The sequence below is a fragment of the Phormidium yuhuli AB48 genome (assembly GCF_023983615.1).
Lineage (GTDB): Bacteria > Cyanobacteriota > Cyanobacteriia > Cyanobacteriales > Geitlerinemataceae > Sodalinema > Sodalinema yuhuli.
In genome coordinates this window covers 2,735,311-2,760,248 of the sequence record NZ_CP098611.1, presented here as the reverse complement: position 1 = coordinate 2,760,248, position 24,938 = coordinate 2,735,311, and the positions used below count along the sequence as shown (strand labels likewise).

General features: G+C 52.9%; 17 protein-coding genes, 1 tRNA gene and 1 pseudogene. 9 read left to right on the top strand and 10 right to left on the bottom strand.

Going from position 1 to position 24,938, the window contains the following annotated elements; all coding sequences use genetic code 11:
- Positions 1-16 precede the first annotated feature (16 nt).
- Positions 17-982, top strand: a complete 966-nt coding sequence (locus NEA10_RS11805; protein ID WP_252660312.1) for an SWIM zinc finger family protein — start codon at positions 17-19, stop codon at positions 980-982.
- Between the two features lie 77 nt (positions 983-1,059).
- On the opposite strand, the gene NEA10_RS11800 is transcribed toward NEA10_RS11805, so the two are convergent.
- Complete coding sequence (locus NEA10_RS11800) at positions 1,060-1,818, bottom strand: COP23 domain-containing protein (RefSeq protein WP_252660311.1); 759 nt, start codon at positions 1,816-1,818, stop codon at positions 1,060-1,062.
- Positions 1,819-2,069: 251 nt separating this feature from the next.
- Here NEA10_RS11800 and crtR point away from each other — a divergent pair, with 251 nt between their 5' ends.
- The gene (crtR, locus tag NEA10_RS11795; RefSeq protein ID WP_374111758.1) at positions 2,070-2,957 is read left to right on the top strand and encodes a beta-carotene hydroxylase; all 888 of its coding nucleotides are present in this window, start codon (positions 2,070-2,072) and stop codon (positions 2,955-2,957) included.
- A gap of 97 nt (positions 2,958-3,054) precedes the next feature.
- A complete protein-coding gene (locus NEA10_RS11790; protein ID WP_252660310.1) occupies positions 3,055-5,076 on the top strand; it encodes an ABC1 kinase family protein in 2,022 nt (673 codons plus the stop codon).
- Positions 5,077-5,215: 139 nt separating this feature from the next.
- Here the strand turns inward: NEA10_RS11790 and NEA10_RS11785 are convergent, their stop codons facing one another.
- From NEA10_RS11785 to NEA10_RS21115, 4 genes and pseudogenes are all read right to left on the bottom strand, one after another.
- Positions 5,216-6,382, bottom strand: a complete 1,167-nt coding sequence (locus NEA10_RS11785) for an RRXRR domain-containing protein (protein ID WP_252660308.1) — start codon at positions 6,380-6,382, stop codon at positions 5,216-5,218.
- 220 nt (positions 6,383-6,602) lie between these two features.
- Positions 6,603-8,159, bottom strand: coding sequence for a circadian clock protein KaiC (kaiC, locus tag NEA10_RS11780; protein ID WP_252660306.1), 1,557 nt, complete (start codon positions 8,157-8,159; stop codon positions 6,603-6,605).
- A 73-nt stretch (positions 8,160-8,232) separates the two neighbouring features.
- Positions 8,233-8,553 carry a circadian clock protein KaiB gene (kaiB, locus tag NEA10_RS11775; RefSeq protein ID WP_170188675.1) on the bottom strand — a complete coding sequence of 107 codons (321 nt, stop codon included), beginning with the start codon at positions 8,551-8,553 and terminating at the stop codon, positions 8,233-8,235.
- A pseudogene (locus NEA10_RS21115) lies at positions 8,550-9,433 on the bottom strand (circadian clock protein KaiA). Before NEA10_RS21115 ends, kaiB begins: the two are co-directional and overlap by 4 nt.
- A gap of 341 nt (positions 9,434-9,774) precedes the next feature.
- Between NEA10_RS21115 and NEA10_RS11765 the strand changes: the two are divergent.
- Positions 9,775-12,243: an ATP-binding response regulator gene (locus NEA10_RS11765; RefSeq protein ID WP_252660295.1), complete on the top strand. Its 2,469-nt coding sequence runs from the start codon at positions 9,775-9,777 to the stop codon at positions 12,241-12,243.
- Positions 12,244-12,301: 58 nt separating this feature from the next.
- Here the strand turns inward: NEA10_RS11765 and NEA10_RS11760 are convergent.
- The 3 genes from NEA10_RS11760 to dnaK all read right to left on the bottom strand — a co-directional run bounded on the left by NEA10_RS11760 (position 12,302) and on the right by dnaK (position 15,488).
- Positions 12,302-12,375: transfer RNA gene (locus tag NEA10_RS11760), tRNA-Val, on the bottom strand.
- A gap of 120 nt (positions 12,376-12,495) precedes the next feature.
- Positions 12,496-13,431 (bottom strand): NAD-dependent epimerase/dehydratase family protein, encoded by a 936-nt coding sequence (locus NEA10_RS11755; protein WP_252660293.1) that lies wholly within the window; start codon positions 13,429-13,431, stop codon positions 12,496-12,498.
- 137 nt (positions 13,432-13,568) lie between these two features.
- Positions 13,569-15,488, bottom strand: coding sequence for a molecular chaperone DnaK (gene dnaK / locus NEA10_RS11750; protein ID WP_252660291.1), 1,920 nt, complete (start codon positions 15,486-15,488; stop codon positions 13,569-13,571).
- A 396-nt stretch (positions 15,489-15,884) separates the two neighbouring features.
- Here dnaK and NEA10_RS11745 point away from each other — a divergent pair, with 396 nt between their 5' ends.
- Both NEA10_RS11745 and NEA10_RS11740 read left to right on the top strand, forming a co-directional pair.
- A complete protein-coding gene (locus NEA10_RS11745; protein WP_252660282.1) occupies positions 15,885-16,718 on the top strand; it encodes a 4'-phosphopantetheinyl transferase family protein in 834 nt (277 codons plus the stop codon).
- Between the two features lie 281 nt (positions 16,719-16,999).
- Entirely contained in the window at positions 17,000-17,215 is a 216-nt protein-coding gene (locus NEA10_RS11740; protein ID WP_252660273.1) for a hypothetical protein, read from the top strand.
- Positions 17,216-17,226: 11 nt separating this feature from the next.
- Here the strand turns inward: NEA10_RS11740 and NEA10_RS11735 are convergent, their stop codons facing one another.
- Both NEA10_RS11735 and NEA10_RS11730 read right to left on the bottom strand, forming a co-directional pair.
- On the bottom strand, positions 17,227-18,924 hold the full coding sequence (locus NEA10_RS11735) for a DUF3685 domain-containing protein (protein WP_252660271.1): 1,698 nt from the start codon (positions 18,922-18,924) through the stop codon (positions 17,227-17,229).
- A 72-nt stretch (positions 18,925-18,996) separates the two neighbouring features.
- Positions 18,997-21,144 (bottom strand): hypothetical protein, encoded by a 2,148-nt coding sequence (locus NEA10_RS11730; RefSeq protein WP_252660269.1) that lies wholly within the window; start codon positions 21,142-21,144, stop codon positions 18,997-18,999.
- A gap of 191 nt (positions 21,145-21,335) precedes the next feature.
- Between NEA10_RS11730 and NEA10_RS20995 the strand changes: the two genes are divergently transcribed.
- The 3 genes from NEA10_RS20995 (at position 21,336) to NEA10_RS11710 (ending at position 24,934) form a co-directional block, all read left to right on the top strand.
- Positions 21,336-22,691, top strand: coding sequence for a TIGR04283 family arsenosugar biosynthesis glycosyltransferase (locus NEA10_RS20995; RefSeq protein WP_309494093.1), 1,356 nt, complete (start codon positions 21,336-21,338; stop codon positions 22,689-22,691).
- Between the two features lie 525 nt (positions 22,692-23,216).
- Positions 23,217-24,596, top strand: coding sequence for an Ig-like domain-containing protein (locus NEA10_RS11715; RefSeq protein WP_252660267.1), 1,380 nt, complete (start codon positions 23,217-23,219; stop codon positions 24,594-24,596).
- Between the two features lie 56 nt (positions 24,597-24,652).
- Entirely contained in the window at positions 24,653-24,934 is a 282-nt protein-coding gene (locus NEA10_RS11710) for a hypothetical protein (RefSeq protein ID WP_252660265.1), read from the top strand.
- Positions 24,935-24,938: the final 4 nt, after the last annotated feature.

The window sequence follows — 24,938 nt, the reverse complement described above, 5'->3', positions numbered from 1 at the left end:
GTCTCTCCCCTAAGCCATGGTCTCGTCCTCTTTTACATCTGATGCTGCCCCCGATCCGGTTCAATCGGGGATTGAAGAACTGCGCCAGTGGTTGTGCGATCGCCTACAACTGGGCTGGGCCACCCCCCCGAGTCCCGAGGAGTGGGCCCTAATCACGGCCCATATGATGGATGCCAAAGCCCCGGGACTGGCCCGACGACTGCGATCGCTCGCGGCCTTGGCTCAGCAGGGCCGTCCCCCCCGCTTCTTTGAGGAATTGGGGGAACTGTGGCTCCTGATTGAGGGCTATGAAACCTTGAATTCACTGCCCTATGGTTTAGCCCAAGAGGTGCGATCGCAACTCGGACAGACTCAGAAAAAAGCCCAATTACAGCAACGTCCTGGATTAGAGGATCTCTGGATTGTGGTCGGACAGGTCCGGGACAGAGAAAGTACCGGCGCAACGACCCTCAAACGACAACGCACCTGGCTTTGGGGCCAAGAGCATCAAATCTTTGCCCTACTGCTCGACTACGTTCACCATCGTCAATCTCTCCCCGAGGACAAACCCCCTGGTAGTGGCTGGAGAGGTGAACTGGTCTTCTATGATGGGGCCCTCCAGCAACGGGCCCTGCTCAAACAGTCTCAACCCATCCCCACCCCCAAGATTCACCTGCAAGGCTATCGTTACATTGAGCAGGGACTCACTGCCTATGCCCAGGCCCTGGCCCGGAATCCTTGGTGCGATCGCATCCCCCTCAGCCTCAGTCACATCCTCCCTGTCAACGCCGGACGCCAACTGCGAGACAGCAACGGTCAAACCCTGCCCCTCTCTCCTGACTTTGAACAGGGTTGGCAACTGATGGCCCTTAGTGGCGGCCAACCCCTGAGCCTATTTGGTGAATGGAATGGTCGTGATTACCTGCCCTTAGCTGTCATCAGTTCTTCGGAACATATCCTGAGCATTGCCCCATCACCCCCTCCCCCTGACCCGTCAATTTGACCGATTGGGCCGTCAACGACGCCCAAAAAAAGGGTGGCCATCTCAGCCACCCTTGCCCTTAACTTGCCCTTAACCCCCTAAAAACGACTGGGGTCTAGTTGGGGATTTTCAGGGGAGGGACTCGGAGACGAACCCCGGAAGTTTTGCAGTTGTCCCCCGGTTCCCCCATCGTTGGGAGCTAAGAAAGGACGCAAATCAATCCAATCCGAGGAGGTACTGCGGCGATTGGGAGATGAGCGACGACCCCCAAGACCCTCAGGAAGTTCGATGCCTAACAGGCCCTCAACAATTTCTACCCCACTGCTCCCGGTTAAGGCCGTCACCCCATCTGTGGAGGTTCCCGAATCCGCCAGAACAATGTTTTCAAACACTAAATCCCGAGTTTGTCGTGGATCTTGTCCTGGGGGAACCGTCAGGACAATACGACAACTGCTATTTTCCTGAGTGGTCACACAGACCACGTCATAGCCATTTTCCACGTTGGTTCCCAACTCCAATAAGCCATCGGGACGATAGGACTCCAGACGACGGCTAATTTCTTGACAACGACGTTCCGGGGTCCAGCCGCCTCCTAGGGCTGTTGGCGTTGCCCAAGCATAACCTTGTCCTCCCTGACCGTCAGGATGGTACATCACCGTGTACTCGCCATTGACGTTGCGACAAGAGAAACGTACGTCATCAGCCACCGGATCTGTGGATTCTGTGGAGCTGGTGTCTTCGGCTGGGATTTCTGGGAGTTGGGCTACTGCCCCAGGGGCCATGGCGATCGTTAACCCCAGTGCGCCGGCAACGGCTAACCACCGGGGAGAGTGCGTCAAGTGAGAGTTCAGTAACATAGTGGTTCAGAGCTAAATGTCATGTAATCGTAAAATCTCATCGCCTGTCGTGGATTCCGGCAACTCCCCCAAGTTGGGCGGAGACCACGCAGCAACATCGGAATGCTACTTAATTTAGACGCAGGGGACGCCCTAAAAGTTGCCAGTGCGGCCAATCTCCCCAATAACTGTGCCCTGCTTGACAAAAATTCATCTTTCCCTGTTACCATCGGAAGGTTAACATTCCGCAATCATAATTTATCAAGAAGCATATGACTGCAATTGCTTCAGATCCAAAGCCTATCACGACGGTTCCCAAGGAATTTCTCGGTCCACCGGCTGGAATCTTCAATCCGACGGTGTTGCTGATGTTGGGTGCAACAGGCTTGGTCGTGCTGTCGGTGTGTGGCTATTGGATGTGGGAGATTCCCCATTGGTGTTGTTTCCTGATGAATGTCACCGCCCTTCACATGGCCGGGACGGTGATTCATGATGCCTCTCATCATGTAGCTCACCGCAATAAACTGGCTAACGCCGTCCTTGGCCATAGTAGCGCCCTGATGCTGGGGTTCGCCTTTCCGGTCTTTACACGAGTTCATATGCAGCATCATGCCAATGTCAATGATCCGGAGAATGACCCGGATCATTTTGTTTCCACTGGGGGGCCCCTGTGGATGATTGCGGCGCGATTTTTCTATCATGAGATTTTCTTCTTTAAACGCCGACTCTGGCGCAACAATGAACTCATGGAATGGTTCCTCAGCCGCTTATTCCTGATTGCGGTGGTGGGACTGTCCATTCACTTCGGCGTCGTCGGCTATGTCCTCAACTACTGGTTCTCAGCGGCGTTAGTGGTGGGGTTAGCCTTGGGCTTATTCTTTGACTATCTGCCCCATCGTCCCTTTCAGGAGCGCGATCGCTGGCTTAATGCCCGAGTGTATCCCAGTCCCCTGCTCAATATCCTGATTTTGGGGCAGAACTACCACCTGATTCATCACCTCTGGCCCTCTGTGCCTTGGTATAGCTATCAGGGGGCTTATTACGCCACCAAGCCGCTCCTAGATGAAAAAGGCTGTGACCAGTCCTTGGGGATTTTCCGGGAGGGGAAAAGCTTTTTTAGCTTTCTCTATGACGTATTTCTGGGCATCCGCATCCACTAAGTCGGGCCCGGATTGCCCGAATACGGTTTTCTGGCTGGCTGTCCCACCTCCATAAATTGTTACAATCTGTGAAGGACTCTCACACAGAAGGCAACCTATGGATGTCAAAACCGTTTCCCCTCCTCAAAGCACTCCCGATCTATCAGAGGATCTCAATCTCCAGGACCCTGTCCTAGAGGGAGATTTTGATGATGATGGTAAAGGACTTCGCTACGACCCCGAGATGGTGGCCAACCGCTATCGGGGCCGGTTTTGGCATGTTGCTGGACGGCTATTTGATAGTGTTTACCCCTTTCTGCGCTTTTTCCTGAGTCTCTGGTGGGATCGTCAAACGGGTTCGGTTGCCAAAAATCAGCGGCGGCGAGCGGTCAAAATGCGGGAGATTCTCACGAAGTTGGGACCGGCGTATATCAAAATTGGTCAGGCCCTATCGACTCGTCCAGATTTAGTCCCGCCTCTCTATCTCGAAGAACTCAGCCAACTCCAGGATCAACTCCCCCCTTTCCCCAATGAGGTGGCGTTCCGCTTCATTGAGGAAGAACTAGGCGCTCCCCCCGATAAAATTTACGCTGAACTCTCCGAGAACCCAGTGGCGGCGGCCTCTCTGGGACAGGTGTATAAGGGGAAATTGAAAACTGGGGAGTTGGTGGCGGTTAAGGTCCAACGCCCAGATTTGCTGGAACGAGTGGCTCTGGATATTTATCTGTTGCGTAGTCTGGCCATCTGGATTCAGGCTCGGGTGAAACGCCTACGCAGTGACTTGGTGGCGATTCTCGATGAGTTTGCGGCTCGTATTTTCGAGGAGATGGACTATAGCCATGAAGCGGAGAATGCCGAACGGTTTGCTCATCTGTATGGCCATCTGCGAGATATCTATGTTCCCAAAATCTATGAAGACTATACCCGTCGCCGTGTCTTGACGATGGAGTGGATCTCGGGAACGAAACTCACCAATTTAGAGGCGATCGCCCAACAGGGGATTGATGCCCGCTATCTGATTGAAGTGGGGGTACAATGTTCTCTACGACAATTGTTAGAACATGGCTTTTTCCACGCCGACCCCCATCCGGGCAACTTATTGGCCATGGAAGATGGCAAGTTAGCCTATTTGGACTTCGGCATGATGAGCGAGGTCAAATCCTATCAACGCTATGGCTTAATTGAGGCGGTGGTGCATTTGGTCAACCGCGACTTTGAAGGCTTAGCTCATGATTATGTGAAGCTGGAATTTCTCTCGGAGGATACGGACTTAACGCCGATTATTCCAGCCTTGGCCTCGGTGTTTAATGATGCCCTCGGGGCCAGTGTGGCGGAACTCAACTTCAAAAGCATTACGGACCAACTCTCGGAGTTGATGTATGAATATCCCTTTAAGGTTCCGGCCTATTATGCCCTGATTATTCGCTCGTTGGTGACTCTAGAAGGGATTGCTATTAACGTTGACCCGGAGTTTAAGGTCTTGAGTAAAGCCTATCCCTATGTGGCGAAGCGGCTGCTCACAGACCCGTCACCGCAGTTGCGAAACTCCCTACGGGAGCTGTTGTTTAAGGACGATCGCTTCCGTTGGAATCGTTTGGAAAATCTGCTGAAAAATGCTAAGGGCAGTGAGGATTATGATTTGGCGAATGCCCTCAATCAAGCCCTGGATTTCCTATTTTCAGAACGGGGGGAATTTATCCGCGATCGCCTGGTCAATGAGATTGTTAAAAATGTCGATCTTCTCTCTCAAGATGCGGTTCAGAATACCAATGCCGCTCTGAGTGAATGGTTGGGGTTAAGCAATGGTAAGAATGGTAAGGGACTAGCCGCGCCTAACCGTCTGAACCCCCAGCCGATGTCGGAACAGGATCGGCAAAATCTGGAGCATATCAAACGCATTTGGGCAATTCTCCAGGATACCCCAGGGTTTGACCCGATGAAGTTAGTGCGTCTGGTTCCCGGCTTAGTGGCGAAACCGGAAACCCAACAAATGGGGCAGGAAATTGTCAGTAGTTTAGCCCAACGGGCGATCGCACGGTTAATCCGTAATTTTGTCTTAACCCGTGAACCCATCCCCGCTTCATCGGGCCCGGTCGTTCCCCCAGAACGTCGCCTTCCCCCAAGCAATCGCCGCTCGTAACCCCTCCCTCAACCGGCCGGTGAGCCGGTTGCTTTCGGGAGTTTGGGCCGGGGGCGATCGCCATCGGCCCCCTCTGGCTCATCAAAAATTCCTTGTGGAAACCCCCACCTCGCACCACAGGTGGGGGAGGAAACAAGTGTCAGGCGGTGGGGTTCAATGCCCCACTGACTGACCATCTCTGCGGGCAACTGACTAAAATGCCCGTGGCGCGATAGAGTAATTTAACCTTGCCAGCACTAAACTGGCCAATACGCTTCCAGGTCGGACCAGAAACAGAAACCTGCCGGGCGGTATCCCCGCTGACATAGCCAACCGAGACACGACCCGCCTTCTCAGCCCGTACCAAATCCCCTTTTCGGAATCCGTGGCGGGTCACTGTGCCACCATATTTGCGGCGTACCCCCTTCTTTTTCGGAACCATCAGGTGCAGTTGCCGACGACTGATGGGTGGCCGTTTAATCACCACAAATGGGGCAGATGTGAGCTTAACCTGGCCAAATACCAGACAACCCTGACTCCGTTGTCGGTAGAAAGGGCGATACTGAACGAAGTATCCACAAGCTAAGGCAAGACCATCGACAGCATGGGTTTGGGGGATTGGCCTGGCTTTATCCTGAGATTTCCTTAATCCCAACATCGAGCGAACTTGAGCCGTGCCATTGCCATCTCGCTGCCACCCGTAGCGAGTATAAACTGGGGCAATCTGCTCCATGTGCTCAAGGGCGTAGGCTTGCCCCACCATGACCGGTGAGAAGCCTTTACCGGATTTTGCCCCTTTTCGACCTGAGGTCAAATCCACGTCGGCGCGGACTTTCTCATAGCCAATGGCGGCAATGGGGAACAGTCGGGATAGCTCCCTCACGACCCGAAACTCTAGGTCTCGGTTGGCTCGGATGCTGGGGGCGACTTTCTTCTGTCTACGGTTGTTAAATCGTTTTTGGCGATGATTCCGTAATTGGAAAGGTCGTTCTCGATTGATTCGCCGACTACGGCGAGAACGCCGAAGCCTTCTACGATTATCCATCCGCTCCCGTACCCTGAGATAGGGGAGTTCCAGGTGGGACTGGAATAAGGTCGCTTTAGCCGATTGAACGGCAATCCCTGAATAGAGTTTGCCGGGGTCTACTCCAACCACAATGGGTTGGGTATTACGACCCGATGGTTCGGCTTTTAAGCGCACTGCCTTAAGGCGCAGATTAGTCTTCACCCATGTGGCTCGGCCTTGCTCTACCCATCGCTGCGCCCGACAGCGCTTGGTGGGCATGGCGGGAGTCCCATCAGGGTTTTGGACAGGAATACGTTGCATGGAAGATAATTCCCAAACTACAGGTCTCTTAAGCCAGTACATACGGTGTGTCTGGGTTAACCCCACTCCCTGAGATTCCAGGGCCTTACAGATAGTCCGGTTTAGAGAAGCAACCGGATGTGTTGCCGTATGCACCTCAATGGCCGATTCGCAGCTACGACCGGGTTATCTCCGGTCACTCCCCCACCTCGGCAGATGCCAGGTGGGGGTCATTGAACTCTTATGAGTCACTATCATTCGAGTCTTGAACCCCACGCATAATCCGGGAGAGTTCGGATTTCTCGTTGACCGAGACTCGGGAGGGAGAGCCACTGATAATCCCTTCATACTCACGGAATGACCCCTTAATCTCGGGACCATTGGCACTGATGGTATATTCTCGAATCCCCGTGTCATGCCAAGAGCCTCTCATTTTGAAGACGTTTAGGGCCCGAGACATTTGACCGCGAATTTCCACATACTGCAACATCAAAATGGTGTCAGTAATCGTGGAAATATGAGAGTCCGTGATGGAATGAGACCCCATAAATTGGTCTGTGGTGTTGGTGAAGAAGCCGGTAATTTCTTCCTGTTTGGCGTATCCTGTTACCCCAATCACAAACTGGCGGAAGGCGTTGTTACTAACCCCTCGGGCCAAGGCCGAGAGGGAGTCAATGGCAATCCGGGAGGGTTTGAAGTCCACAATCTCAGTTTTAATGATTTGCAGATGGTCTTCTAAGCCGGCCGATTCAGGATAGGCGCAGAGAATTTTCATCAAGCCTCGCCGTTCCATTTCCTCGAAGTCAATCCCCCAGGAATAGGCATTACGCAGTAATTGGGCCCGGGACTCTTCATAAGCAAAGAGAATGGCCCGCTCCCCTTTAAGACAGCCTTCTTCGGTAAACTTGCTCACCAAGAGGGTTTTACCGGTTCCGGTGGCCCCGGTCGCCAGGATAATCGAGTCTTTGAAGAAACCACCGCCACACATTTCGTCCAGGGTTTTGACCCCCGAGGAGACTCGCACGTTGGACGACCGCTGAGTGAGACGCATGGCCCCGAGGGGGAAGATATTAATCCCGTTATTGGTCATGGTGAAGGGATATTCTCCCTTCATATGAGTGGTTCCCCGCAGTTTGAGGATTTCAATGGTTCGCCGCCGCCGTTCCCCTTCCAAGACATTACGAACGATGACGACGTTATCGGAGACGAACTCTTCCACCCCAAAGCGAGCCACCGCACCATATTCTTCTAGGCGTTCCGTGGTCATGACGGTGGTGGCGTTGAGTTGCTTGAGTCGGGCCACGAGGCGAAAAATCTCGCGCCGCACCACAGGGGCCGCGTCATATTGTTGAAAAACGGCGGTCACGGAATCGATGGAGACCCGTTTAGCTTTATATTTGCGGATACCGTATTGGATGCGCTCAATTAAGGCGGACAGGTCAAAGTTCCCGACGACATCCTGGCCTTCCGGGTCGGGAGAAGCATCGAGAATAAAGAGTTTTCCCTCATCCACGAGTCCTTGGAGATCCCAACCAAAACTTTGAGCGTTTTTGATTAGGTCCGCCGGGGATTCTTCAAAGGTGACGAAGACTCCTGGCTCATTGAAATAGGTGATGCCATTGTAGAGAAACTGAACGGTGAAGAGGGTTTTCCCCGTTCCTGAGGTTCCACTGACGAGGGTGGTGCGACCGGCCGGGAGTCCTCCGTGGCTGATGTCATCGAACCCCTCAATCATGGTTCGGATTTTATGAACCCCTTGCAGGTTACGGGGATTTTCCTGTTCGGCGTGACTGTCCATGGTGATTTTGAACGGCTATGGCGTTAACGTACAGGTACGGGAGTTGAGTGTCTTAGTGTAAACCGTTGCCAGACTACTCTGGCATCTGAGGGTCGCGATCGTACAATTCCTCGTAGAGTAAGTCTAGGCCAATCAGCACTTTCTCCCGATCTGAGAGGTCGCCGATAATTTTACGGACAGGGGGAGGCAGAATCTTGGCCAGGGTCGGTGTGGCTAAAATTTTATCTTCCTCTGCCAGTTGCGGATTTTTGAGCACGTCAATGACCTTAAGGGCATAGACGCCCTGAAATTCTCGTTCGAGAAGGTCATTTAGGGTTTTGAGCGCCCGTACCGAGTTGGCTGTGTTTCCGGCAACGTAGAGTTTTAAGACGTAGGTTTTTTTGGGAGGCGTCATAATTCCCTGGGAATGGAACGACGATACATCTCGCACAGGTGGGCGATGGTATCAATTAGAGTCAATCGATAGTCTAGCAGGATTTCTTCACTCCTTCCCTCCAACTTGAGTTGTTTGGAAAATTCATCCATTAACTCCATATGAATCTCGACAATATGGGCAACAGAAATATCAGAAAAAAAGCAATATTCACTAATTCATCTAAGATTGGGTTGATATTCACGTCATTGGAGAAGTAGTCTAGGACAATCTCTCGATACAGCTTTTGCAGGTCTTGCAGTAGAGCTTGCTGTTCATCCTGGGGTAGATTTCGTAAGAAGAGTTCGGGGTTTCGTTTATAGTACACGCCTAAGTATCCCAGACGTTCTCGCAGTTTATCGGTGAGCCGCCGTTGCTTTTTCATCAAAAACTCTTTGGCGTGACCGGCGACCTCGGGATTCAAGCGTTTCCGCTGAGGAAAATTCGGGTCGTTAGACAGATCTAAAAATTGCTCAATGGCGGTCTGAATCCCCTCAGCAATGGTGTCGTCAGATGGCTTGACCACAAACCAGACTTCGGCGGCATGATAGAGGGGGGGATTAGAGGGGGTAGGTGGCCCGATGTTTTTATCCGGGTTCCGGTCATCCCCGATCTCGCTCATGATCACAAGGGGTAAAAGCACTCCTGCGTCCTGAAGCTGTTGGCTTAAGTCTGTTAATCCGGCTTGTTCTTCGAGAATGGCACAGTCAATCTGGTGCTTTTGAGCCTGGGCCTGGTCGAGAAACTCCTGGGCGCTGCTGCAATGCACCACGGTACAACGGGCCCGATTGAGGGTCTGCTGTACGGTCTCTCGTAAGGTTTGGTTCTGGATTAGGGTGCAGATTGACAGTTGAGGTAGCACAGGGATTTGGCGACAGCGGGGTTTATACTCAGAGTTGGTAGTTTGTCAAGTTACGATTTGTGACTAGAAAATTAAATTTTGCTTAATTTTGTTGAGGGTTGTTGCAATCATAACTCGGAATGTCTATTCCTTCCAACTCAACGGCCTAAAAATCTCAGGGCCGTTGAGGGAACGCTCCCAGTGGGAGGTTGGGGGAGAGTTGTGAGAGGAGCCAGGGAACAAGGCATAATGAGTCACAGAAGCTTTTTTCATGTTTAGGTGGCAGCAATTCCGAAAATGGCGCCATTTGATGACTCATCGATTGCCTGTTGAGGGCAGTCCACTCGTCTGCTTGATAAGCCATGGATTGTCTTGATCTCCAACCCTTCCTGTTGCCGGTTCCCATCTGTTATGGTCTCGACTGTTTAGAGGTGGTGCTGGATGAAGTGCAACAGAGCGATCGCATCCTGCTGATTGATGACGATCACAGCCCCCTGGGGGTCATCGCGACCCGTCATCTGTTGGGGTATCTTCGTGATCCTCAGGTTTGGAGAAAACCCCTGCTAACCTTTCAGGGAGCGATCGCCCCGATTGAATTGCTCTCAATTCGGCGTTTGGGCGATCGCCTCTGTTCTCGCCTCCCCTTAGATACCCTGTCTCGCCTCAAGCTATTCAGGGGCGAGACGGAGGGACCTCAGCCCGAGGTGGTGATTTTAGATAGTTCGGGGACGATTTTAGGGGTCTTAGATGGCGATCGCCTAGAGGCGGAACTCCTGGCCCCCCAGAGCGATCGCCGTCCCCCGGACGCCTGCCTGCCCAGTGTCGAGGTTTTAACCCATCTACTCGACCTCATCCCTCTCCCCCTGCGGCTACAAGACAGCGACAATCAGGTGATTCATGAAACCCCCCACTGGCGGGCCTGGCAGGGGCAGTTGTGCGACAGCCAAGCCCTAACCCAAGCCTGTGATTTGCGCGATCGCCCCCCAGGCAACTCCCCCTATCATCTGGGCAAATTTTCCCAAGACCCCCATCGGCCGCGTCCCCATTGGCAACTCACCGCCATCTCTGTCAGCCACCTCATCCCCCACCTCAGGGAGCATCATCTCTCTCCAGGCCTATGGCTATTACTCGCCCAAGATATCCCCTCCAGCCCAGAACCCACCCAGGAACTCACCGCTAAAAATGCCGATCTGATGCAAATGGATCGACAAAAAAGTGAACTCCTCTCTTGGGTGGGTCATGAGCTCAAAACCCCCCTCACCGCCCTCCTCGGCTTATCCAATCTCCTGCAAAACCCCACCCTCGGACGCCTCAACCCCCGCCAAGCTAACTATGCTCGTTTAATTCAACAGAGCAGTCGTCAAATGATGACCGTTGTAAATGATCTCTGTGATTTAGCCCAACTGGAAAATGACGAACTCAGTTTAGATCTACAACCCCTCTCCGTCCAAACCTGTAGCCAGACCGCCTATGAGCAACTCCGTAAATTGCGAGATCACGCTCCCCTCCCTCAACTGAATCTCGACATTGCCCCTGAAGCGGATACAGTCCTAGCCGATCGAACTCGCTTCTGTCAAATTCTGGTCCATTTACTGCTCAACGCCGTCAGCACCACCCCAGAAACCGGAACCGTGGGGCTGCGGGTTGAACGTTGGCACCATTGGTTGGCCTTTATTATTTGGGATACTGGGTCTGGCATCAATCCTGCGGTTCAACCTTGGATTTTCCAGGGCTATCCCCTGACCTCATCTTCCTCCTTAACGCACCACAGCGAGCCCTTCACTGCCACTCCCAGTACTACCTCCCTGGGTTCCCCTCCCCCTGCCCCCACTCCCAACCCAGCGACCGGGTTAGGATTAGTCTTAGCCCAGCGGCTGGCCCGACTTCATGGGGGAGAAATCAGTTTTACGTCTCAAGAACAAGGGGGAAGCCAATTTACCCTACTGCTGCCGAGTCCTGCCTATGAGGAGGATAGTCTGCCTCCGGAAACTAACACGACCTTTAATGCTTGGGCTAAAGAGGCTCAAGTCCGTTTTGCCTTGGTGGTCGATCGCGATAGTCAACGGGTAGACTCACTGGGCCATTATCTAAGTGAAGCGGGGTATCGGGTATTTTTAGCCCGTTCCGGGCCCGAAGCCCTTGCCAAGACGCGACAGTTACATCCCTGTGTGATTTTCCTCAATCCCCGCTTACCGATTCTCTCGGGCTGGGATGTCTTAACCTTGTTGAAGGCGGATGGGGAAACTCAAGGACTGCCGGTGGTTTTGCTCAACGATGAGTCCACCCCAGAGGCGATCGCCCAACGGGGTTTTGAGATGGTCGTGGATTGCCTCTCCCTCCCCGTCGATCGCAGTCAACTGCAAGGGGTCCTGACAGGTCTGTTAACCCATCACCGTCCCGTGAGTCCGGTGACTCGTCCTCTAACCCTCTTATGGGTTGTCTCACCCCATCAAGATGAGATTTCCATGAGTCCACCCTTAGAACGTCTGTTTCATCAGCATCATTACCGGGTGATTGAAGTGGATGACCTCGACCAAGCGGGCCTATTGGGTAAAGTCTGGAAGCCGGATGTGGTGTTACTGGATATCGGTGGGACGGAGGCAGAATGCCAGGCGGTTTTAAGTCAATTTCAGGATCACCCCAGTTTGGTTCGCCTGCCCATTATTACCCTCAATGCTGAAACGACGGCCCTGGCTAACCAAGTCCTAACGGCCGAGGGAACCCCGTTGCAGGTCTTTCCCTGTCTGACTGACCCTGAGTCCCTTTCGGAGAGTTCTGGCCTCCCGGCGGTGATTGAGGTGATTCATATTGCCGCTAACACTAAACCCTAGCCGTTTTGAGAGCTAGGGGTTACAGGTGCCATGAAGGGTGATTTGAGGTTTTAGAGAATGGACACAACTGGACTCGAACCAGTGACCCCCACGATGTCAACGTGGTGCTCTAACCAACTGAGCTATGCGTCCTTAACGATTTACCATCGTAGCATGGAAATTTGGGCTTTGGCAAGCATTTTTAGAAAAAAAGCTGATGTGAGCCCAGGTCAACTGGAGCTAATTCGCGAAAACCTGCTTGCCAAGGGAGGGTTAGACTGTTGCGAGAATCTGGTCATCGAGGGAAAAGTCTACCTCGGCCTGATGCTGTTGGCCGGCTAGATAGTCATGCTCGTAGGAGTCTTGCAAGCCGGAGATTAGATCAAACTCCGGTTCCCAGTCCAGTTCTGAGAGGGCTTTGCCGATGCTACAGAAGAAATGCTGCGATCGCAACGGGAAGGCTTTCCGTTTACCCAGGTCGAGGGCTTTGGGATCATAGTGGACTAGCTGCACTTGCGCTGGGTCTTTCCCGACGGCGATCGCACAGGCCCGGGCCAAGCCATCAAAGGTGACATAGCGATCGCCGGAAATGTTATAGACTTCCCCCACAGCATTCTGATTGCCCAAAATCGCCACCATGGCCTTAGCTAAATCCCCACAATGGCCCAATTGGGTAATTTGTAAGCCAGAACCGGGAATGGGGATGGGGCGATCGCGCACCAGACGGTCAAAGAACCAAGCCTCAATGGGGTTATAGTTACCGGGGCCATAGATATAGGTGGGCCGCACTGAGGTCATGGGGAATCCCTGCTTGAGCAGATAATCCTCCGCCTCAAACTTGCCCCGATGACGACTCTGAGGATCTAACGCATCCCCTTCGCAGTGTGGCATTTGGTCTGACGGCTGATAGACTCCCGCCGAACTGACATAGACAAAATGCTTCAGCTTGCCCTTAAACAAGTCCGCCAGGGGCTGAGTATCGCCGAGCTTGCGCCCGGTATTATCGAAAATGGCATCAAACGACTCTCCCGCCAGGCCTGCTTGCAATTGAGCCTCATCGGTGCGATCGCCCGTAATCTGAGCCACACCCTCGACGGGAGCGGGATGATTGCCCCGATTAAACAAGACCACCTCATGACCCGCCTCAACCAATTCCCGAGTCAGATACACCCCAATAAACCGGGTTCCACCAATCACTAAAATTCGCATTACCGTTAGACCGTAAACAACCAATCCACTACCGTCGAAGCCGTCCCGTCGACGGTCCACAAAAACGGGTGACCCTACTGGATCACCCTTAATTACTGTCAACGGTGAGCCGTCAACTGTCAACTCTGAGCCGTTGACTATTTATTGTCCGTTTCCGAGAACTCAGCATCGATGACATCATCGCCACCATCATTCCCAGACTCAGGAGGCGCACCGGCTCCAGGAGCAGCACCGGCGGCACCGGCAGCATCTCCACCGGCTTGTTGATAGAGATTGGTGCTAACGGCATAGAGAGCTTGTTGCAACTCTTCCATTTTCGACTCAATGGCAGCATCGTCATCTTGAGCCAAGGCTTCCTTGAGTTCCGCAATCAGACCTTCAATTTTGGCCTTGTCATCAGCGGGAACCTTATCACCGAGGTCTTCGATTTGCTTCTCAGCTTGATAGGCCAAGGTGTCGGCTTGGTTTTTCTTGTCGATGCGTTCGCGACGTTGACGGTCTTCTTCCGCATTGGCTTCGGCATCTTTGACCATGCTGTCGACTTCGCTGTCGGAGAGAGTCGACGCACCGGTGATGCTGATAGACTGCTCTTTACCCGAGCCTTTGTCTTTAGCTGTGACGTTGAGAATCCCGTTAGCATCAATGTCGAAGGTGACTTCGATTTGAGGCACGCCCCGAGGTGCGGGAGGAATGCCATCGAGGCGGAAGGTTCCCAAGCTCTTGTTATCTTTGGAAAATTCCCGTTCCCCTTGCAGGACATGGATTTCCACGTTGGTTTGTCCATCCACAGCGGTGGAGAAGGTCTCGGATTTTTTGGTGGGAATGGTGGTGTTGCGGGGGATGAGTTTGGTCATCACGCCACCGAGGGTTTCCACACCCAGGGAGAGGGGGGTGACATCCAATAGCAGGATATCTTTGACTTCCCCAGCTAAGACCCCACCTTGAATGGCGGCACCCGTGGCGACCACTTCATCGGGGTTGACGCTTTGGTTGGGGGCTTTGCCGAGAACTTTCTCAACCAACTGTTGAATGGCCGGAATCCGGGTTGAGCCACCGACGAGGACGACCTCGTTGATATCGGTTTTGCTGAGTTTGGCATCCTTGATGGCGTTCTCCACGGGGATGCGGCAGCGGTCGATGAGGTCAGCGCAAATTTCCTCAAACTTGGCCCGGGTTAGGGTCATATCGACGTGTTTGGGGCCATCCTGGGTGGCGGTGATGAAGGGGAGGTTGATTTCCGCCTGGCTGACGCTGGAGAGTTCGATTTTGGCTTTTTCTGCTGCTTCCGTCAGCCGTTGTAGGGCTTGTTTATCTTTGCGCAGGTCGATGCCTTCGGATTTTTCAAATTCAGCGGCGATGTAATCGACGATTTGTTTGTCGAAGTCATCCCCACCCAGGTGAGTATCCCCAGAGGTTGCCATGACTTCAAAGACACCGTCGCCAACTTCTAGGATGGAGACGTCGAAGGTTCCGCCACCGAGGTCGAAGACGAGGATGGTTTCATTACTTTTTTTGTCGAGTCCGTAGGCTAGGGAGGCGGCCGTCGGTTCGTTGATAATCCGTAGAACTTCTAAGCCTGCGATTTTCCCGGCGTCTTTGGTGGCTTGACGTTGGGAGTCGTTAAAGTAGGCGGGAACGGTGATGACGGCTTGGGTGACCGTTTCCCCGAGGTATTTGCTGGCATCTTCGGCCAGTTTCCGCAGCACTTGGGCGGAGATTTCTTCCGGGGCGAATTGCTTGCCGGCTTGGGAACAGTCGAGCTTGACGCTACCGTTGACGTTGAGGACGCTGTAGGGAACCTCGCTGGTTTCGTGGGTCACTTCGTCATGACGGCGACCGATGAAGCGTTTGACCGAGTAGAAGGTGTTGGTGGGGTTCATCACCGCTTGGCGTTTGGCGATCTGACCCACGAGGCGATCGCCATTTTTCGCATAGGCCACAACGGATGGGGTGGTGCGAAACCCTTCGGCGTTCGCGATAACGGTGGGTTTCCCCCCTTCCATGACCGCAACACAAGAGTTCGTTGTTCCGAGGTCAATTCCAACGACTTTAGCCATAAGTCTCCTAAATGTTTAGTCTCTACAAAAAAATAATGGGGTGGTGGCCCAAGCACAGCTTGGCGGCCTCCGGTTAGCTGAGTTCGCTCATTTGGGTTTGGGGGAGTGCGATCGCCAACCCACGGTCTAAGCGAGCCAGGGTTCGAATCGGATTGGCTCGAACTCTGCTAAACTCTCGCCGATAGATTCCGATGTCTGCCTCTATACTGAACGGCTGAGGCGCTTCCCTTGAAGGGGTATTTTCCGAACCTAGCTGGGGACGGTTTCAAGGGAGTTTGGCGGCGAACCCGGGGGTTTTGCCGGCTTACTTCTCATGGTACAGGTTGCTTCCAGGGCTGCCATTAGGGGAAACCGTAGTCGGGTTTATCGTGGTTTCATCATTGGGAAAACCGAAGTATGCGTGAGGACGTGAGGATTCTTTGGCCGGACTGGCCCGTCTTGCCGAGACTATTAGGGGATCAGGTTTGGGTTTGGCGTTTGGGGTTGAGAGAGACGGAGGAGTTGGACTGGGCCTGGGGGGACTTATCCTCGGCGGAACGGGAGCGGGCCCATCGCTACCGTCATCAGGGCGATCGCCAGGGGTTTATTCTGACTCGCAGTTGGCTGCGACGGCTGGCGGGGGCGTATTTGGGGCTGGCCCCTCAGTCTGTACAGTTTCAGCTAGGCCCCCATGGCAAACCGTTTTTACGGGGACATCCGTTACAGTTCAATCTCTCTCATTCTGGGGATTGGGCCTTGTTAGCCTTTAGCCGCGATCGCCCCCTGGGAATTGATTTGGAACGGCATCGTTCTGTACCGGTGTTGAGGTTGGCTAAACGGTTTTTTCAGCGGTCTGAGTGGGACGGCTTGCAGGGATTGTCTGAGGAGGAGCAGCGTCGGGTATTTTTTGACTATTGGACTGTGAAAGAAGCCTATCTGAAGGCGACGGGGGAAGGCTTGGGAGGATTATCTCGGGTGGAGGTGGATGGGCAGGGTTGGCAGGGCGATCGGATGTCCCTGTGGCGATATGAGTCTGAGGGGGAGAGGACGGGGGAACGGTTACCCACTCTAGAGGCCCAACGACTGGTTCTAGAGCCAGGATATAGTGCCGCTCTGGTGGTGGGTGGCCAAGGCAATACAGGATGTTCCGAGGGGGATGTGGCCGCAAATGTTACTAAAATTAACAATAAATCCGCAGGAATACGGATTTCTCGGGGGACAATTTCCCCGAAAATGAGAGTGCCGTCATGATGATCAGCCTACCGGAATTAAGGGACAAAACCCTTGAAACCATAGGCATCATCTCCAGAGTCGGACTCCTGTTATGGCGCTTAATGAGTCGATTTGTCACACTTTTTTCTGAGAACCAGCCCATTAAGATCAAAGTTTTTTTGCAAAGTGGCCGGGAGAACAGGTGGGCTAAGAAAAAGACGCTATGCTGTAAGCGTCGGTGATTTCGAGAGCCGTTAAACCTCAACCTGATCAAACCCAGGGTCTCTGGATTGTTCTGACTGTAACCCTAGGAGGTATTTGTGACTCCCATCTTACTTCGTCAACTTTGGTCTATTGTGGAGCGAACCCAAGCCAACCTCATCCTGAGTTTGGATGATGCCAGTTTGTCGCAATGGCTCCTCAAACAATTGCAACAGAGTTTAGCGCTTGATAGTCGTGACGTGCGGGTGTTAGATGACTACATCCGTAGCAAAACGCCTCTGATCCGAGACCTGGCTCAACAACGGGGTTCTTGAGGGGTCTTACCTCAGTCCCGGCTTCCAGATCGGGAGGCACGGCTTCTGCCACTTCCTAGATTTTCCAAGATACCTCGTCCCACGAGGCCAATGCCCCGTCCGAGGACATGGGTGAGAACATAGACGAGTCCATTGCCAACCCAACTCACCGCCGATCGCAGTCGAGGGGCGAGGGCGTCTCGACCTTCAAGAATCAGAGTCACGGCTTGACGTACCCCCGATAGGGCTAGGAATTCCTCGCGACGGTGGGCGTAGATGGCCATGCGCTTAATGCCCCGTTCGGTCAAGACGAACAGCCAAAAGCGACTTTCATAAATGGCCCGAGGTTCTTCGAGATAGGTTTCCCAGCGATATTTCCAGGACAAATCATTACGCAGTCGCTCAATATCTCGGGTGGAAAGGAAGCGGCGATCATAAAACTGTCGTTCAATGGTTTCGATGCCCGTCACTTGGTCGAGTAGGGGCTGAGTGACCCCATTAGCGATGGCAATCAGCAGGTTATGGAGCAGATATTCAGCCCGTAGGGTGGCTTCAGGACTGCCAAATTCACAGGTTCGGTCATCCACGGCCAGGGGAGTTTGAAATAAGAGATGGGAGAGAAGTTCTGGGAAAAAGGGAATTTTATCAAGGATGGCACTTTGCACAACGTCTGTTTCCCGCAGTAGGATATCCACCAGTTCCAGAGATTCACCATTAAAACTCAGGGTGTAATAGCGTCCAAAAAACTCCTCAGTGGTTTCCCGCCATAAGTCCAGGGCCAGGCGATCGCGGCGGTCTCGCAGTCGTGAGGGGCTAATATCGGAATGGCGGAGTTCACTGAGCAGGTTTTGGACGCTGCGGAGGGCTGTGACCAACAGGTGTCGTCGTTTCTCGGGCCGTAAAATATCAATTTCCAGAGGCGTATCACTGAGATTGCGCAGGGGGGGCTGAAGCTTACTCAGGATGGCATCTAATAGCAGGTCTTCGAGATCTTCACTAGCCAGGTGAGTGGGGGTCAGAGAACCGCTATCGGAGACGGCTAACGCAGCTGAGGGCTGGGAGGAGGCTTGAGAGGAGGGTTTGCGACCCTTGACTTTGGCTGGAAGAGGACGGGGCGATCGCACTTGACAGAGAAACCAGCGGGCGGCGTTGAGTTCCCGTCGCCGGCCGTTAAAGATAATGCGCTGAAGTAAGGTCAGATTGGGGTCTTCAAGCCAACGCTCTAACTGGTCTTGTTCGGCGTCAATATACTGCACCCCCGGAACTCCAACGCTAGGGTCTGAGGAATCTGGGGGTGGGTTGGTAATGTCTGCATCTGGATCAATGCGGGCGGGGGCCTGCCAGGTGGGTTCTCCAGTGAGGAGTCCGACCGCCGCGTTAAAGAGTTCCCGGGGCGGTGTTCCCTTGGCACAATAGCCCCCAAGGCCGGCTCGGCGAGCTAGAGCTAGTTGGGCGACGGTTAGGGCTGAACACCATAAGAGAATCGGGGTTGGGGATTCAGGAGGGCGTGGCTCTAGGGTTTGAACTAAGCGCAGGCCCGACGCTAAGTCCCCGACGATAATGACATCAGCGGGGCTATCTTCTAAGGTGGCGAGGGCTTGGGCAACGGTGTTGGTATCTAAGACGGCGGTGACCCCGGTTTGTTTGGCTAACCAGGTTCGCAGTCCTAAACGAACAATCTCATCGGTCTCAATTAAAAGCAGGGTTAATGAATCATCGGTATCAGTCATAACATCGCTGGCTGACGGCACCCACCTAAAACCGTTGTCATATCGACCGAACCTGAGCTGAAGGAAAGAGGCTTAGTTGATAATTTTTTTGTCAGATAGGTCGGGTTCGTAGGGTTCGGGGACCGCATAGTTAGGCTCGGGAGCGTAATAGGGTTCGGGGGCTGGTTCGGGAGCGTAATAGGGTTCGGGGGCTGGTTCGGGAGCGTAATAGGGTTCAGGGGCTGGTGCTGGGGCTGGTGCTGAGGCTGGCTCGGGGGCTGGTGCTGAGGCTGGTGCTGAGGCTGGTGCTGAGGCTGGTGTTGAGGCTGGTGTTGAGGCCTGAGCTGGGGCCGGAGAGCTAGAACGGGCACGGGAGGAGGAACCGCCCTGATCCCGTTCCCGTAGCCAGCGACCAATTTCGGCTTGGGCTTCAAAATAGAGAGGACGGCCGGGGGCGATCTGCGCGGCGGTGGCGATCGCATCGGTGAGCTGTCCGTTCTCCGCATATTCGATGGCTTCATCGAGAATCGGTCGGTCTTCAAAGCGGCTCCATTGTTCCCGGAAGCGGGAGATTGCTTCTCGGGCCTCGTCATAGAGAGGGCGATCGCGCTCAATTTGTTGAGCTAACTCTACTGCTTCGGCAAATTTTTCAGCTTGAGCGAGTTCCTCGGCTTCTTGAAGAATCGGGCGATCTTGAAGAATTAAAATCTGCTCTTGGCTAGTTTGGATCAGGGCTTGAGCCTCAGACCAAGCTGCACGATCTTCACTAATGTTACGAGCTTGGATGATGGCCGCTTGATGGCCTTCAATGGTATTGAGTTCAGCTAGACGTTGAGCACGGCGCAAATAGGGGCGATCGCTCACCCGTTGCACTTCATTGCGCCAATGGGCCAACAGGGTTTGGGCATGAATGCGTCGGGGCCGGCTATCGTCAATGGCTGCTACTTGAGAGGCAGCTAAGTTGAGGGCGAAGGGCTGGCCGAGATCGGCGACAAAACTGGCAATTTGCAGTTGATAGAGATCCTGCAAGTGCTCTTGCCATAGAGGAATCCGCTCCTGGGCTAAAGCATAAAGAGGATGATCGTTCGTGAAACTCTCGGCTAAAGCTTGGGCTTCTAGCAAGGCTAAGATATTGCCACTAATGGACTGTTGGAAGAGATTTCCGGCATTGAGGATGCGATCGGTTTGAGCTAGCAGCCGTACCTGTTGGGCAACGTCGTATACAGAAGTCTCCGGCGGAATCACTTTAGTGGCTTCCAAGGCTTTCTGATAGTTGCCTTCAATCTGGCGTCTGATAGCCAGATCAACCACTTCAACACTCCAGGTTTCCATATCCTCAGCCGCTTCAGCCCGGGCGAAAGTTGCTGGTTCAATGTTAATCACCAGTCCCAGAGCGGTTTGATACTCCTCGGGGCTATTCCAGGCAATACCTTCACGAGCTTGTTTGATGCGACGTCGCCCTTCTTTTTCTGCGGCCACTCGTGCCATCAAGGCATCTAAACGAGCGCCACTCCAATAGCGATCGCCAATGCGCCCCAAACGTTGAGCGTTAGCTTCGGCATCATTCCAACGCTGAGCTTTCAGGGCATCCATAGCTTGGGCGTAGAGCTGTTGCCCTCGTTCCCAACCCTGGTCCCAACTATCAATGGTGGTTTGGGCTTCATTATAGAGAGGGCTATTGCTAGGAATACGACTGAGGAGGCCAATGGCAACGGGCAAGTTCCCCGCAATAACTTCCTGATTGGCCCGTTGCATTAGCATCTGAGACCATTGCTCCATAAAGCGAAGCCCCTGACGGTAGAGGGGATGGTCTTCGGGCCAATCTTGCACTAAGCGAATGGCTTGTTCAATTTCTGGGACTTGACCGGACTGGGCGGCTTGTTGGGCACAGTAAAGCCGGGCCCGCTCGGGAGCTAAATTGGAGACAGTCCGGCAGTCGGTGACGGGGGGCATGGAGAACAGCCAAACTAAAGCACCCATGGCGGTGCTAGTAAAGCCCACCAGGACGAGGAACCAGAACAGATGCCAGCCCCACAATCGATCTAAGGTTTTCCGAGGTAGCAAGGCAACCCGAGCCAAGAGGGGCACCGGGGTAGCTGCTTCTGAGGGGGGCGGTGAGGGTGCATCTTGGCGGGCAGAGTCTGCCGCGTCCTCAGCCGGCGCAGGGATGGGCGAGGAGGCTTCGGGAGCCAACTCCTCGTCAAACCGGATACCAATGGGGTCGCTTTGTTTGTTCGCCATGCCTTTTGCCAATGCCGGAGTGTGGTTAAAATACCTTTCAATATATGCGATCTTAGCGGAATGTCTAAGGCCTAACCGTGGATTTTTAAAAAAATTTTGGGGTTGATCTGTCAAAGCCCTGATTCCGTGTGAACTTCATCAATCTGGAAAATTAGGATATTGGTTGATGATCAGCAAGGATTAGAACTGTGATGATAGATTCCCCAAGCCAAGGGTTAGCCCCGGTCGGCGCCATCATTTTTACGCGCTATCCCAAGCCCGGGACAACGAAAACCCGGCTGACCCCGGTTCTCGGGCCCAGGGGGGCTGCCTGGTTACAGGAGAAGATGACGCGCCATACTGTTAGTCAGTTACGAGCCTGGCGCAAGAAATCCGGGGGCTGGCTGCAAATTCGCGCGGTGGGAGCCTCTCCAAAGCGGGTTCAGGCTTGGTTGGGACAGGATGTGCCGGTGCAGTCTCAGGGCCCTGGAGATTTGGGCGATCGCCTCCTACGGGCATTTCAGGAGGGGTTTGCTCAGGGGGTCGAGCGGTTAGTGGTCGTGGGGATTGATTGTCCAGAACTTGATGAGGAAACGATCGCCCAGGCGTTGCAGAGTTTGGAGGCGGCGGATTTAGTTCTTGGTCCGGCAACCGATGGTGGCTATTATCTCATCGGTTTGCGAGCGATGGCGGTTAAGAGATTTACGCCCTTGTTTCAGGGGATTGATTGGGGGAGCGATCGCGTCTTAAGTCAAACCCTAGAACGAGGTCAGGATTTGGGGTTGGGGGTGAGACAGTTATCGCCCCTGTCTGATGTAGATGTTCCTGAGGAGTTGGGGGTTTGGCAGCGGGCCCGATATCAGACTCAGCCGATGATTTCTGTGATTATTCCCGTTTTGAATGAGGCGGCTGAGATTGGTCAGACTCTGGAGGAGGTGCTAACGGGCGAGAATTTAGAGGTGATTGTGGTGGATGGGGGCAGTCAAGACAAGACGGTGGAGATTGTTCAGGGGTATGGGGAGGCGTTATCCACACCGCTGCGGTTGCTCTCCTCTCCGGCTGGGCGTGCCCTTCAGTGTAATGTGGGTCTCCAGGCGGCTCAGGGGGAGTGGGTCCTGTTGCTCCATGGGGATACTCGGGTTCCTCGGGGGTTCGATGTGCTGATGCGCGAGGTTTTAAGGGACGAGGGGGTTGTGGCTGGGGCCTTTGAGTTGGCTGTGGCGAGTCCGGCTTGGACCTTGCGCCTGGTGGAGTGGGGAGTCCGTTGGCGATCGCGCTGGTTGCAGTTTCCCTATGGTGATCAGGGTTTATTTATCTCTCGTCAACGACTATTACAGTTAGGAGGAGTTCCTGATTTGCCCTTAATGGAAGATTTTGAGCTGGTGCGCCGCTTAAGACACTTGGGAAAGGTGGCGATCGCCCCTGTGGCTGTGGTCACCTCTGCGCGACGCTGGGAACGTCTGGGCGTGCTACGAGTCTTGTTGCTCAATCAATTGATTATTTTGAGCTATTTTTTGGGCATTTCCCCTAAACGACTGGCACAGTGGTATCATCGCCGCCGGGGCTAGTGTTTTGGGGCGATCAATGATATCCTAGATGTCAGTTTAAGGGATCATCATAGCCCCCTTGACTTTGTTGGCTGTGATGGACGATATGCGGTTTCAGTCACTGACATCGTCCCTACCATACGCGAATTTCTCAGTTCGCTCTTCGCATAACTCATCCTAAGCGGCAGCCGACGGGTCGCCGCTTTTTTTGCGCCAAAGTTGATTAAAACATCAATATAGCCAGAAACCCTTTCGAGTCTCAGGGTAGTTGAATCCGCCACACATGACAATGGGGCGAAACCCAATGGGTCATGTTTCCGTGACAATTAGACGGAGTCTTGCTGATAGACTTTGGGGACTCAGGAATGCTAAAAATGGTAAAAATATATTACAGTTCAACCAAGCAAACTCTCTAAACTTAGTAATCAATGTTAAATTGAGTGGGCGCGGAAGAATTAACAGTTAGTTGTATCCAGGGCTGGAGTGTTTATCTAGCAGGCTCGCCCGGATCAAGTCAACCTCTTGTTGTAACAAGGAACTCGGGTTATGACGTCACAAGTTCCCTCAAAATCTCCGTCTGATTCAGGAATTTTGAATCGAGCTTCTAATTATTTGCGAGGGCTAATTGGTCTATTTCTGATTGGCACCGTTACTCTCGTCGCCTACACTCTAATTCAGCAACATGGCTGTAATGCGATTATCTGGTGGGAACAGGGTGACAAAGTGAGCTGTTGGAAAACCGCAGTTACCCCCCAATCCCTAGAACTCAAACCTGGGGAAACCGCAAACCTCAACGCTCAAGTGACAGCGACAGGCTACTATAGTCCAGAAATTCATTGGAAATCCCAGGAGAGAAAAATTGTCTCTTTAGAGCAAGATGAAGGACAACATGTTGTCGTTCAAGGAAAACAGGCGGGACAAACCAAAATATTCGTCAGAATTGGTGTAGAAAATCAAACTTCAGCCAAGAACTCCACAAGTTTTGAAATCCCTATCGAGGTGTTGCCCGCTTTAAGCATTACTCCGCCAGAATTACAGATTAAAGAAGGACTTGAGAAGCAATTCAATGTTGATTTTACGGGTGTTGGATGGCTCAAGAATAAGTCAGTTTCTTGGCAAGTTGCCAATCCCGACCTGATCCAAATTGATGAGAGCAATCGAGTCAAGGCTCTAAAAACTGGAACCACCACCCTAAAAGCTGTTTGGAATGAAGACCCCCGTGTAAATCAGACGATTCGGGTTTCTGTGATTGAGAATCCCCCTGAGATTACAGGGATTTACCTCAAGCCGCACTCCAACTCGTTTTACGTTGGCGAGACAGGTCATCTAAACGCACACGCGAGTTGCCAAGGAAATTGTACAGCAGGGAGTACCAAGGTGTTCTGGTCGTCCAATGCTTCTGACCAGGCTACAATTTCGCCTGATGGTGATCTCACGGCGTTAGAACCGGGAGACGTGACCTTAACCGCTACTTCGATGATCGATGATAGCCAGTCCCGCTCGATTAACATTCGGATTCTCGAACCCGTTGTAACCCAGGTTTCCCTGAAACCTTCCTCAGTCAGAGTTGGAGTCAATAGCCATGAACGAGTTGAGGCGGTCGTCGATGGAAAAGGCTTATTCACGAAATCTGTGTCTTGGACATCACAGAATCCTCAAATTGCTCAAGTGGATGATAATGGAATTGTGACTGGGGAGAAGAAAGGAAAAACTAAGATTGAGGCTTACTCAGTCAGTCATCCTAATCAGATGGCTCTCGCCAAAGTGGTTGTGAAACCTAGGGGATGTTCCCCACCAGCGGCTATAGTGATTGGCTCGATTATAACCGTCGGAACAACCGCCTTATTGGTTCCCCCTCCCATCGCCTTTGGGGTGGGAAGTCTAGCGGCGACCGGGGTCTGTTGGCTGATTGATAAAGTCAACTAACCTTGCTTCAACTCATTCTAACCCCTATCATCCTAAACTCTATTGGAGAACGACTCATGAATGACTCAGATAAAATCTTGGGAATCCCGAAAAGTTTGGCAAAAATCATTGGAGGATTAGTTATTTTTTTTGCAATAACCAGTTTGCTTTCCAGCCAAATTTGTATCTTCTCAACTTGCACTACAGAAGGTCCGGTACCGGGTCCAGAACCCATGATTGGTGCCGCCGTAACTTTGATTTTGATGACGATGTTCCCAATTTCTATCGGTCCCGCCTTATTGTCGGGTCTTGGAGTGTGGTTTATTCTGGAAAATTTAGGCTGGTTACAGATGCTTTAATCTC